This window comes from Pseudomonas sp. MHK4 (genome assembly GCF_054600775.1).
On the sequence record NZ_BAAIAK010000008.1, the window covers coordinates 214563 to 227558 of the forward strand.

Sequence of the window (12996 nt, forward strand, 5' to 3'; positions counted from 1 at the left end):
AATGAGCTACAGCAAGATTCCGGCTGGCAAAGACCTGCCGAACGACATCTACGTCGCGATCGAGATTCCGGCCAACCACGCGCCGATCAAATACGAAATCGACAAAGACAGCGATTGCCTGTTCGTTGACCGTTTCATGGCCACCCCAATGTTCTACCCGGCCAACTACGGTTACATCCCGAACACCCTGGCGGACGACGGTGATCCCCTCGACGTGCTGGTGGTAACTCCTTACCCGGTTGCTCCAGGCTCGGTGATCCGCGCGCGTCCAGTCGGCATCCTGAACATGACCGACGATGGCGGCGGCGATGCCAAAGTGATCGCGGTTCCACACGACAAGCTGTCCCAGCTGTACGTCGACGTGAAGGAATACACCGACCTGCCGCCGCTGCTGATCCAGCAGATCGAGCACTTCTTCGCGAACTACAAAGATCTCGAAAAAGGCAAATGGGTCAAGATCGAAGGCTGGGCCGGCGCAGACGCCGCCCGCGAAGCGATCACCAAGTCGGTTGCTGCCTACAAAGGTTAAGAGCAACTGCAGGCTTCAAGAAGAACCCCGGTTGATCCGGGGTTTTTTCTGCGCGCCTATGGCTGATTAAACGATTTGTTTAATGCGCGGCTTTTTCGGGTTTTCCTGTTTATTTTTCACCCAACGCGTCTCACATCCAGTCGTAAATTTCCCGCGAAATTTGAACGAGCCGTTTATTCAAAGCCCTGACCGGCGCCAGTAGACTCCCGTTCATGAAAAAAAACACTAGCGGCCCACGGTTTAAAGCGCTCCTTGAAGCAGCGAACATCACGACGACAGGATTCGCCGAATTCCTGGATACGGCTCCGCAAAATGTACACAACTGGTACACCCGCGGCGTGCCCGCCCATTGCATGGAAGAAGTCGCCCGAAAACTCTCGGTCAACAGCGACTGGCTGAAAACCGGCGACGGCTCGAAAGATGCCAGGCACCTGCGCCTGGTCGACGACACCGGCAATACCTTCGACGCCCAGGCGATCCGTGGTGTCTATACGGTGCTCGAGCCCACCGACATCGAATTGCCCTTCTACAAGGAAGTGATTACAGCCCCCGGCTCCAAAAAGACCCACGTCATCGAAGACCGCGCACAATGCCTGAGCCTGCCCCGCAGCCACCTCGACTCCCTGGAAATCAATCACGCCGATGCCATCTGTGCCACCATGATCGGCAACAGCATGGCCGAGAAAATCGATGACGGCTCTACCCTGGCGATCGACCGCGGGCTGACCCAGATTGTCGATGGCCAGATCTACGCCATCGAACACGACGGCATGCTGCGCATCAAATACCTGCACCGAATGCCGGGCAATGCCCTGCGCTTGCGCAGCCATAACCGCGCCGATTACCCCGATGAAATCTTTCGCCCCGCGCAAATCGAAGAACAGAACATCCGGGTACTGGGCTGGGTGTTCTGGTGGTCGACACTCAACAAACGACGGCCACCGCTACCGTTCCTGTAGGAGCGAGCATGCTCGCGATGGACGTCAACGATTACGCAGGAAGCCTGGCACCTCGCAGCGTTCTCGGGTCCATCGCGAGCATGCTCGCTCCTACAAAAGGTTCTGGCCGCTCCAGTGATCAACCACCAGACCACCCAACCCGAACACCCAGGAACCCCAACCTCACACACCAGGCTGGGAATTCTGCAAAAAAATCAGTATGCTGCGCCCCACATTTGCGCATCACCCCGCCAAGCGGCCCTGATCGCACCGACAAGGCAGATGACTTTCTCGCCAAGTCCCACAGCCGGACGCAAGATCCGGGTGTACGTTTTGAAGGCTGGCGCGGTTTACCAAAAATGAACCAAGCCAGTCCCCGAGAAGCCGGCCACAAGCCGGCTTTTTAATGCCCGCCAAAAAACATACCTGCCTGAAGAAACTTGGGGTAACGCCCTCCGGGCTTTTGAGTGGAAGCCGTCCTGGCTCGCCTGGCGAGATATCACCCCCTCGTATGCACTGCCCGAAAATCCGAGCTATACCTCTCGCTGGCTGTCCGAAAATGCAAGATGCATTTCTGATGTCTGCATGCTGTCCGCGGACCTGATTCCCGGTTTTTTTTGCGACTGCCCATAACCTGCAGTTGCTCAAAACTAACGAGGTGAAAATGAACAGGATGTCATACAGGGGCTGGACGATGGCTGCGGCAGTTGTCGTAGCGGGTTCAACGCTTTTCGCGGGGTGCGCGAGCAAGAACGATCCGATTGCGCAGGCAGACAAGGCGGATGTGGTTAAGGGCGTGGCCGCGCCGAGTCTTGAGCAGACCAAGGCGATCGCCGAGGAAGGCTTTATCTACGGCTTGCCGCTGGTCATGAACTACGCCGTGATGAACGAGTTCGCGGTGGACCCCAATTCAAGTCAGTTCAAGGCTCCCTTCAATCAACTGCACAACGAGCATCGGGTCGCGACGCCTGCAGATACCGCTGTCATTACGCCGAACAGCGACACCCCGTACTCGATACTCTGGGCCGACCTGCGCGCGGAGCCGTTGGTGATCACGGTGCCGGCAGTCTCCAAACAGCGCTATTACTCGATTCAACTGATCGACGGCAACACCTATAACTATGGCTACATCGGCAGTCGGGCAACTGCCAGTGCGCCCGGGAGCTATTTGGTTGCAGGCCCCGACTGGAAGGGCACGACACCTCCAGGCATCGACAAGGTGTTCACCTCCACGACCCCTTTCGGCCTGACACTGATTCGGACCCAGCTGTTCAATCCGGCCGATATGCCAAATGTCGAGAAGGTGCAAGCAGGCTACAAGATCCAGCCGTTGTCCGCCTTCCTCCATCAACCCGCGCCACCCGCTGCGCCGAAGATTTCTTTCGTACCGGCTACCACGGAAGGCATCAAGGCCAACTTCTTCGAGTACCTGTCGGCCGCGATGCAGTATGTGCCAGCATCGGCTGACGACAAGGCGATCCGGGCCAGGCTGGCCAGCATCGGGGTAGGTCCCGGCCGGAACTTTGAATTCAAGGACCTCTCGCTCGAGCACAAGGCCGCGGTCCTGCTCGGGATGAAGGCCGGCGACGAAAAGGTCGACAAGTTTCTCTCTGGCGGCATGAAGAATATCAACGGCTGGAACATCGGCGCGTTCTTCGGTGACCAGGCGTTCTACCAGACCGACTGGCTGAAACGGGCCGGCGCTGCAAAGGGTGGCTTGTACGGCAATGACGCCGCCGAGGCGATGTACCCCTACACGCGCACCGACGGCACTGGCCAGACGCTGGATACCAGCAAACACAACTACACGCTCACCTTCCCCGCCGGCAAACTGCCACCGGTTAATGCCTTCTGGTCGGTGACCCTGTACGACGGCAAGAGCCAGTTGCTGATCAAGAACCCGATCAACCGCTACCTGATCAATTCACCGATGCTGTCGGGCATGAAAAAGAACGCGGATGGTTCGCTGACCCTGTACATCCAGAAGGATTCGCCGGGCAAAGCGAAGGAGGCCAACTGGTTGCCGGCGCCTGACGATACGGTCTATATGGTGATGCGCCTCTACTGGCCGAAGACCACTCCGCCTTCAATTCTTCCAGCTGGCAACGGCAGCTGGCAGCCACCCCCGCTGGTGGTCGCGAAGTAATGCAAAGAGCGGTGGGGCGAGCCTGACTCACGGATAGCTGAAGCTTTTCACCAGCGTCAACTCCCCCACCGCCCGCATCGGCACCAGGAACGTCTCCATTTTCTCGCTGGGCGTCCCCTCCTCGGTAATCACCGTCACCTGCGCCGTCGTCAGCGGTTGCACCGCATCCTCCTGCCCCTCTTCATCGCTGCGATACCCTCCGCCAAAGTAGTTCACATACACCAGGTACTGCCCCTTGATCGGCGCAGGCATGGCGAAGATTTCCGGGCCGTAGCCGGTGGTGACGTCGACATCGAGTGCGGCGCCATTGGCCACGACGCGGTCGCCGTACCAGATGTGGGCGCCGTCCGGGGTGATCAGGTGCAGGTCGAGGTCGGTGCCGTCGCTGTCCCAGGCCAGCAGCACGCGCAGTTTGGCTGGGGTTGCTCCGCCACTGGCGTTGAGGAATTGTGTCCGGTGGCGTTGCTGGCCGTCTGGGCTGCGGACTTCGACGCTGTTGCTGCCGTTGGGGAAGGAGAACGGTCGATCGAAGCCACCTGCCGGGTCGATTTTCAGGGGCATGCTGACGCCGTTGACGATCAGCCGTCCGGGTTCGCCGTTCTTCGGCGCGGCTTTGATCTGGCCGGCGATGCGCGCGGTGTTGGCCTGGCCTGCCGGGGTGTTCACCGACGAGGCCGGGTAGTTGACGACCTGGCGAAAACTCTCGCCTTCACCTTCGGCGGCGCCGGTTCGCCAGCCACCTGAAGGGGTGTCGAGTTTGACGCTGTCGGTGGCGGTTGCCGGCGATAGCATGGCGAACGCGCAGAGCAGCAGCAAGACCTGTGGATAACGATGGTTCATGGTCTATTCCAGCAAGAGGTGACGGGCGAGCCCTTCGATGTAGGTTTCATCCTGGCCGTTGGGGTGCGCTTCGAAGGCCAGGTGCAGGTATTCGTGGGTCAGGTCGAGGCGGTCTTGCAGCGAGCGCACGCCGCGCACGTATATACGCTGGCGTTCGCGGTCGACGAAGGGACGGCCGAACGCCAGGCGGCATACGGCGAAGGTGCTGACTTCGTTGTAGCCGGCTTCACCTTCCAGACGGGGGCGCCAGCTGCGGCGCTGCTTTTGCAGCCAGTCTTGCGCCGCGGGCAGCGCTTCGCAGGAGGCAACCGGGTTGTCCCAGCGGCTGAGGCTGGCGCGTGGGTAGGCGTGGAGCAGGATGGCGTCGTAACGCTGGCCGGCGTTGGCTTGTTCCACGGCTTGTTGCCAGGACAATTTGTCCAGGCCCGGCTGGGTGGAGTGGTAAGTCACCGTGCTGCCGGCGAGCACCAGGTCGCTGGTCCAGGCGGCGATGGCGCGCGTCTGTGCGGTGGCCGGGCGTGGGGCAACCCGTTGGCGTTGGCTGCTGTCGTCGATGCTCAGGCAATCACCGTTACGCGTGGCGTTTTGCAGCAGGTAAGTGCGGATGGCCACGGTCAGGGCCTTGGCGGCTTCCGCGGGTTCGGCACTGGCCTCACGCTGGAGAACTCGGGCGACATACTCTTCGCGATCCAGTCGGGCGACCAGCTTGTCCTTGAGTAAAAACAGTTCGCCGTCACTGTGGATATCCAGTTGGTTGCCATTGACGAACTCGACGCGGTAGTCGCCCTGCAACTGGGCGGAGGACACCACACCATCACCAGACAAAACCCGTTGAAGTGGATAGCGCGAGAACAAATCGACCTCGACACACTGCCCCGCTTCCGCCGGCCAGGACGTCGGCACCACCGCCGATAGCGCCTGAGCATAATCGCGCAGGACCCGCTGGCTGGTTCCGCGTCCCCCTGCCCAGATCGGCGTGCCATCCGACGTCCAACCGGCGAAACCACCCTGACGCGAGGCAGCATCGTGATCCCCCAGCCAGCTCCAGGTCTTTACCCGCAAGCGGCTACCGAGCTCGCCCACGACGTTGCCATCCGCCGCGTTCAGCACCACATCCAGCAACACGCGACGTGCCTGGTCCTGCGCTGGCATCAGCGCCAGCGCGCGCAACAATTCAACCACCGATACCCGGGTGGCGGGCTGCAGTGAAGGCAAGTCCAGCAGCCATTCGGGCGCCTGTCGTTCCTGCCAATATTCACGCCAGGCGCCAGGGTCGAGCGCCAGTCGCGCCGGCTCGAAATACAGCCCGCAAGACTTCACCAACGCCTGATCCCGCTCGACCTTGCCACCAACAGCGCAGCAATAAACTTCCTCTTTCGACTGGCCGCGACACTCATACGCCGGCTCACGCGCGCCGGTATCCACCAGCCAGGCGTACACAAACAGCTTCCAGACACTGCCCAGGGGTGCCTGCAGACTGTCGGACAAGGGTTCGCGCGACAGCAGCTGCGTGTGGCTCAACGTCAGCAGTTGGTCCTTGAAGGCCAGCCGCAGCGGTTCCTCCTGCGCGGTGGCCAGCGCGGGAATCAGACTCAGCAGCAACCAGACCCAAGGCCGATACATGTCAGTGAACCGTCACCTGACCCAGCGCCGGTTTCTGCTCCCGGGCCTGATGCTGCGGCGCGTAGACCTGGGTGAAGCGCGCCGGCGGCAGGTTGAACTGGCCTTTTTGCGAGAAACGCACCAGGTGACGCAGGCGCAGTTCGCCGCTCAAGGCATCCACCGGCACGGCGTAGGCCATTTGTCCCGGCTCGAAACGGGCCTTCTCCAGCGCCGTCGGTTCAGTCCCGGCCTTGCCCATGAGCTTGATGCCCCAAGTCGTGCGTTCGACATCCGCGCCCGGTGGCAGCGGCACTTCGAGCAAGCCATAGCGCAGGGGGCTGGCGGCTTTGCTGGTCAGGATCACTTCGTCGAGGTACAGGCTGTCGCTGGATAGCGGCGCATTGCCGACCGGCTGCAGCTTGAAGGTAAACGCTTCATCTCCCGGCACCAGTCGCGACAGGCGACGGGTGATGGTCACGGGCAGCGGATCGACCGCTGGCTGCTGGCTCTGGAAGCTCAACGCGGCGCTCAGTGGACGTTCTTGCGCACCGCTCAGCGACAGTACGGCAGGGACCTGCGCGCCTTGCCATGTCCAATAAACCTCACCCGTGGCGCCCTGCTCCTGCTTCCAGCCGTCACCCGGTTTCAGGGCCACGGCTGGCGCGGTTTGTTCGATGCTGCGTTGCAACCAGGTCAGTGCCAGCGCACGCTCCAGGGTGGACTGCTGTGGCAGCAAACGTTGCAACAACGCTTGCGCATGGGCCTGATCGAAAGGCTGCAGCGACGCATCCAGCGCCTCGGCAAACGGCTCGGAACTGGTGGCCAGGCGCTGCTGCGCGTCCGCCAGTTGCCGCTTGAACGCGTCCGGCAAAGCGACCTTCGATTGCCCGGCCAACGAGGCGGTCAAGACCCGGGCAGCGGCCAGGCCCAACGCCGAATCCGGATCCCCCATGACCAGGCTATCGCCCGTCACGTCCGTGACGTTCGCGGCTCGTCCCTCACCTGCCTGCATGAGGTCTTCCATCAATCCGCTGAGCAAGGTATTGACCGGCAACCGCATCTGCTTGGCGAACGACAGGATCAGTGCCCGTTGCAGCAGCGGCGTGTTCTTCGCCTGTTTCGCGTACACCTCCAACACCCGCTGCCAATGCTCCGGCGGCAGGCTCAGTTCCAGCACCCGGCTGGCGTGCCAGTCGGCGTAATAGGCGTAGGCGGTGAGAAACGCATCCGGCTCGCCGTCCATGCCCCACCAGGTGAAGCTCGCCGAAGGACCGGCCATTAGCACCAGGCGCAGGCGACTGTTCTGCATGATCAGGCGCAGGCGATCGCGAACCTGCGGGTTCGGCGACAGGGCTGGATAGGCGATGCTCAACGGCAGCAAGCCACTGGCGGTTTGCTCGACGCCGCCGTACGGGTAGCCCAGCAAGTCATCGAGGGCAGCACGGAACAGCGCTTGCGGGCTGTCATCCAGGCGCAGGCGAATATCCGTGGCATCCGCCGGCAAGGTCAGCGGCGTCTCTGCGCCGGCCACGTCCAGGCGCTGGCTTTGCGTGACTTGCCAGCCTTCGCCGGTAACGCTCAGGCGCACGGCCAGGGCATCGGCGGTTTTGCCGTCCTGCACCAGTTCGGCAGTCCACTCGCCATTGACCCACTCGAACGCCGGCAACGGCAGGTAGTTGATGCCGCTGTTGAGCGTGACAGGCACCCGTTGTTCGCTGCCCGCGTAATGAATCACCAGCTCAGCCTTGACCGGGTTTTGCGCCTGGCTGAAAGCAAATACGCCGAGATCCGGTTTGTCACCCGCGCGGAATGTGTTCGGCCCGCTCCACTTCAGGTACAGCGGTTTCTCCGAGCGCACGAACTGCTTCTTCTGCCCGACCTGGCCGTCATCGGCGATCGCCCGGGCGGTGATACGCCAGCGAGTCAGCGAGTCCGGCATCTTGAAGGTGAACCGGGTCTTGCCGTTGGCGTCGGTGACAAGCTCCGGTTGCCAGGCGGCGGTGTCGACGTCTTCGCGACGCGGCCGCTCCAGCACCTTCACGCCGCGCTCGCTGCGGTTGGCCTTGCCCGGAGCGCCGGGGCTGCCTGGCAACGCGACGTCGTAGCTGATGAACGACAGACTGGCGCTGGTGCGCACGTTGTTGCGGCGTGGATGGTAGAAGAACTGGTCGATGCTCGGGGCGATTTCCGGCTGCAAGGCATAGACCATTTCGTCGACCACACTGACCGTCAGATGCGCAGGAATCGGCTTTCCGGCGAACTGCGTGGTCAGGTCCACCGACACCGTGTCGCCGGGGCGGTAGGTCTCTTTATCAGTGGCGATGGCCACGTCGATCTGCGGCGTGATCACCTTGATCCCGGCGTTCTGGAAGCTGTACTGGCCGCCCTTGGTGTACAGCACCGAGAAGGTCAGGTTCGGCGCGAAGCTGTCCTGCACCGCAATGCGCGCGCGGTATTGGGTGTCGCTGAGTTTTTCCAGCTTCAACCAGGCGCCACCCTTGGACAGCAACGCCGTGGCCTCGACCTTGTCGCGCTCCAGCGACAGCAGCGCATCGCTGATCGGCTCGGGGAAAGTGATCAACGCCAAGGCTTCATCACCGGCCTTGTACTCGGGTTTGTCGAGGACGATTTCCACGGTTCCCGGTACGGCCTTGACGCCCTCTCCGGTGACGGAATGGCCGGTGGCGCCGAGGGTGCGGCCGTGGTCATCCTTGAGCGTCAGGTTGTAAGTCCCCGGCCGCTCGAAGGCCAGGGTGAAACCTTTGTCGGTTACCGCGAGTTTACCTTTACCCGTGCTCTGGTCTTCCAGGCGAACCCAGCCATAGCTGCTCGGGGTGACCGCTGCACTTTGTTCGCTTTCATTGACATAGCTGAACGCAACCTTGTCGCCCACCGCACTGAAGCGCTGCGGTGCACTCAAGCGAAAATTCGCCGCGCCACGATCGATGAGGATTTCCTTGGTGGTCTTGACCCGATACGCCGCGCCGTCGCTCGCGAACACAGTGAGCATGTAGCGACTCGGTTTTTCCGCAGCCGGCAGATCGAGGACGGCGTTGCCCTTGGCGTCGGTGGTCAGTTCGGTGCTGGTCAGCTCCACCGGGAATTGCCCGAGGTATTGCAGCTCGTTGTCGACCATCGACAATTGTTGGGCGCGCAGGCTCAGGCTCAATTTGGCGTTGGCCACCGGCTTGCCATCCGGATACAGCAGCACCAGGTTGCCCTTGACCGGCTCGCCGGTGCGGTAATCCTGCTTGGCCAGGTTCAGGGCAATCTCGAAGTGTGGCTTGATGTATTCAGCCACGCGGAAGGCGCTGCTATAGGCCTGATCCTTGTAGTTGAAACGCAACTCATAACCACCGGCCACGGCGTTGTCGGGCAACTGGAAACGACCTTGGGTGCCCGCCTTGGAATCGAGTTTCAGGTCCAGGCTTTGCAGTGCCGTACCGGTCGCATCGAGCACCGTCACATTGACCTCGGCCGCGGCTGGCTGCACCGAATCCCTGGCATTCTTGAACTCGCGCCCGACGATTTTCAGCGACACCCAATCCCCTGGCCGATACAGCGGGCGATCGGTGAAGGCAAAGAGTTTGGTGTCGTAGATTTCGCTGTCGTAGTAGAAGTTTTCCGAAACGAAAACCCCGCCCTCTTCATCCTCGCCGATCACGAACGAGCGCTCGGGGCTGACGTGTTTCAGGCGCAGCAAACCATCGGCGTCGGTCGCCCCGCTGCTCATCACTCCAAGGCCATCGGTCCACAGCACATTGACCTCGGGCACCGAACTGCCCTCGTGCTTGCGCGCGGCCCACACCAGCAGTTCATCCCCGGCAATCTTGCTCACGGCCACGGTGTTGGAGACGAAGACCATGGTGGTCGCGCGGTACTTGCCGATCAACGCTTCCACCAGATACAGCCCCGGTTTCAAGTTGCCCAACGGGATGTAGACGTTGCCCGGCGCGACACTGACGAATTCACTGGAAGACCCGGCGAGGTTGACGCCTTCAGGTGGCTGGATTGGTTTGGCTTGCCACAGCGGATAGCGAAACTGGCTGACCACCGGCAGGCCCGGGATCAGGGCGAATTGTGGCTGCGCGTCGTAGGGCGTTGGCGCGGCCATGGCGCTGCCCATTTTCAGTTCCGGCACTTGCTCGGTGACTTGTTTACGCGACTCGTAGGAAAACGCCCGCTGCATCACCCGGCGGGATTTGCGGTACCAGTTGTCCCACAAGTAGGCGAGCGTATTCGACAAGCCTTCGCCCTTGAACTGGCCGTCACTGACCACCCGGTGCAGGTTCTTCTGACGCTTGAGGAAGTCCAGCGGCTTGTCGATGCGATACACGCGAATGTCGGCGCCGCCATAGGGCTCCATGCGCAAACGGCGGTAGTCGCGACCCGGCGCTTCGAGCCGCACCATCGCCTGTTCGTCGCTGGCGAAACTGCTGTCGGCCAGCAGGAAAAAGCTCTCACCGGCCACCGGCGTGTAGCCACTCGGCTCGACAGTGTCTTCGGCGTTGGCCACCGATAAAGGCAGCACCAAGACCAACAACAGAGACAGAAAACGCAGCATGCGGGCACCGGTCATTGGGAGAGAAAATTCAGTCGATAGACGCCGATGAAGTTGGGATTGGCTGCATCGGGTATCCATCGGGTGTCCTTCCATGTCATGAGTTGTTGCAGGCTTGCCGAACGCATGCCGTTGTCGGTGGGGGTGGTGGTGCCGGTGTGATAGGCGATGTAGCGGCCCATCCAGATCATCAGGTGCTGGTCGTCGCCCTGATCGAAAAACATCAGGTCGCCGGGGCGTGCCTGTGCGACATCGCGGCCGACCAGATGGCTGTTGAACTGGATCAGCTTGATCGCGTTGACGTATGGCCCGACCTTGCCGCCGCCCTGCTGCCACTGCTGGGCGAGGCCGCGCTGGGCATCGCTCAGTTGCAACTCCGGCGGCAGGTAGCGATTGGACAGGCCATTGCTGCGCAGCCATTTATCGTCATGGACTTTCAGCGCTTCGTTGGCGGCGAAACGCACCAGCCCCGCGCAGTCCTGCTGATACCAGCGCGGGCTCGGGCCCTGGCTCAGTTGCTCCTGGGCGATGCGCACGAACCAGGCGCGGAATACCTGGGATTGCTGTGGGTCGAGCGCTTGCGTTTCCATGGCGAACACGCGGCTGCCCAGCAGCAACGCCAACAGGCCGAGGCTTCGGATCAATGCTGTCACAGCGCTTTCCACTCCAGCGGCAGCCATTGCCAGTGGCCATCGGGCTCGCTGCCTTCGGGCAGGGTCAACGCGTACTTGCCGTAACCGCCGAGTTTGCGCAGTTTGGGGATCAGGTAGGTTTGCGCTGCGTTGTAGAACACCGGCTCCATGTCCTGCGGCAGGCTGTCGAGGGTTTCCTGCTGCATCAGTTGCGCCATGGAGTCCGGGCCGAAATACACCGGCATCAGCAGGTCCTTGGGCACCACGTCGGCCATCGGCGGGAAGCGTTTGTCGAGGGTGCCGAGGGCCTTGTCCAGAAGCTTGTCGTCGAGGGAAAACAGCAGTGTCGAACCGTGACGCGCCAGGCTGACTTTCATGAATGCCTTGCCGGTGATCTGATCGGGATCGGATGCATCCTTGGCCGCATATGGACCGAAGCTGGAACTGACCTGGCGCTGCCATTGATGACTCAGGCCTTCCTGTTTCTCGATCACCGGGAACGCATGTTCCTCAACCTTGCCCTCATAAGCGCCGACCATCGAGCCGAACAGCCTGCCCAGTTCGCCATCGAGGCTGGCGCTGTCTTCATCCTTGAGGCTAGCCACCAGCAGCGGCGTGTACAGCCGCGAATCGGCGTACCAGCACAGGCCCGCCGCGCCGGCCATGTGCTCGGTCAGCGCTTGGGCGGCGGCCTCGTCGGCACCGAGCTTGAGCAGCAGCGGCTGCTGTTGTTCGGCCGCCAGCGGCAGGGCCACGCAAGCGCTGGCGCCCATGGGCATGGCTTGCCAGATCGGTTTGAAATCGAAGTCCGGCTGATTGTCCAGTTCATCCATGGCGAGGAAGCTGTGCCATCCCTTGTCGTCCATGTCGAAGCGCAACCCGGCGAAGTTCGGAATGAAGCGCTGATACCCCAGGGCCAGCACGCTGGCATTGACCGACAGCCGCTGTTTCACCTCTGGCGCGCGGGGCTGCAGGCCAAAGGCTTCGGGGAACAGTTTGTCGCCGTTGAGCAGCGCTGCGATGGCCTGGGTCGAGACGCCGCCCGCTTCCTGCTCCGCCCCACTTTGCGGATCGTAGAGCTTGGCCGGATTCGACAGCACCACCAGTTTGTCGCCGTGGGAGGCAAACAGCAGCGCCTTGCTGGCGTTGTAGGTGAGCTGATAGAGCGCCACGTCGTCATTGCCGACTTTCACGTCCGCAAGTTTGCTCAACTGCGAATCATCCAGCGCCACTTTGGCCAGCGGCTCCAGTACCTTGGCCAGGCCACCGCGATCCATCACCAGCAGAAAATCCTTGAGCCGGCCGTCCGCCCCGCGCCACAACGCAACGTCCGCCGGTTGATCGAACAGTTGCTCGATCAGCGTGTCCTGCAACTTCAGGTCATGTTCGTAAATGATCCGCCGCAGGCTGCCGATCAGCCCGAGGCGATCGGCGTGGGCCTGGTAATAGAAAACGAAATCTTCGGTCAGGGTTTCCTTCAGGAACGGCACAGCCAGCAGGTCCTTGGGCAACTGGCTCAGGGAATGGGTTTCGAGCAGGCCATCGGGGCGGCTCATGCCGAGCTTTTCAGCCGCCAGTTGCGGGGCCGGGGCTTTGTATTTATGCATCAACCAGCCCATGCCAGCGGCCACACCCGCGACCAGACACAGCCCGGCCACAATGACCGGCCAACGGCGGGACGGCTTGGCGCTCGGTGTTTCGGCCGCCGGTAAAATAGTGCTATCGCTCATTTCACAAAACCCAGTTCA

Annotated in this window: 8 protein-coding genes; 3 read left to right on the plus strand and 5 right to left on the minus strand. The window is 61.8% G+C overall.

From position 1 onward, the window contains the following. The first annotated feature begins 1 nt into the window (after window position 1). The 3 genes from ppa (at window position 2) to ACYP2Q_RS20905 (ending at window position 3613) form a co-directional block, all read left to right on the plus strand. Window positions 2-529, plus strand: coding sequence for an inorganic diphosphatase (ppa, locus tag ACYP2Q_RS20895; RefSeq protein ID WP_003205933.1), 528 nt, complete (start codon window positions 2-4; stop codon window positions 527-529). A gap of 212 nt (window positions 530-741) precedes the next feature. Beyond that, window positions 742-1488 carry a S24 family peptidase gene (locus tag ACYP2Q_RS20900; protein ID WP_459732263.1) on the plus strand — a complete coding sequence of 249 codons (747 nt, stop codon included), beginning with the start codon at window positions 742-744 and terminating at the stop codon, window positions 1486-1488. Window positions 1489-2140: 652 nt separating this feature from the next. Beyond that, window positions 2141-3613: a DUF1254 domain-containing protein gene (locus ACYP2Q_RS20905; RefSeq protein ID WP_459732316.1), complete on the plus strand. Its 1473-nt coding sequence runs from the start codon at window positions 2141-2143 to the stop codon at window positions 3611-3613. 27 nt (window positions 3614-3640) lie between these two features. Here ACYP2Q_RS20905 and ACYP2Q_RS20910 read toward each other — a convergent pair whose 3' ends face one another. From ACYP2Q_RS20910 to ACYP2Q_RS20930, 5 genes are read right to left on the minus strand one after another with little or no spacing between them, the layout of a single operon-like run. Then, window positions 3641-4453, minus strand: coding sequence for a YfaP family protein (locus ACYP2Q_RS20910; protein WP_459732264.1), 813 nt, complete (start codon window positions 4451-4453; stop codon window positions 3641-3643). 3 nt (window positions 4454-4456) lie between these two features. Beyond that, on the minus strand, window positions 4457-6076 hold the full coding sequence (locus ACYP2Q_RS20915) for a DUF2300 domain-containing protein (RefSeq protein ID WP_459732265.1): 1620 nt from the start codon (window positions 6074-6076) through the stop codon (window positions 4457-4459). A gap of 1 nt (window position 6077) precedes the next feature. Beyond that, entirely contained in the window at window positions 6078-10634 is a 4557-nt protein-coding gene (locus ACYP2Q_RS20920) for an alpha-2-macroglobulin family protein (protein WP_459732266.1), read from the minus strand. Further along, entirely contained in the window at window positions 10631-11296 is a 666-nt protein-coding gene (locus tag ACYP2Q_RS20925) for a DUF1175 domain-containing protein (RefSeq protein WP_459732267.1), read from the minus strand. Before ACYP2Q_RS20925 ends, ACYP2Q_RS20920 begins: the two co-directional genes overlap by 4 nt. After that, window positions 11266-12978, minus strand: a complete 1713-nt coding sequence (locus ACYP2Q_RS20930) for a DUF2138 domain-containing protein (protein WP_459732268.1) — start codon at window positions 12976-12978, stop codon at window positions 11266-11268. Before ACYP2Q_RS20930 ends, ACYP2Q_RS20925 begins: the two co-directional genes overlap by 31 nt. Window positions 12979-12996: the final 18 nt, after the last annotated feature.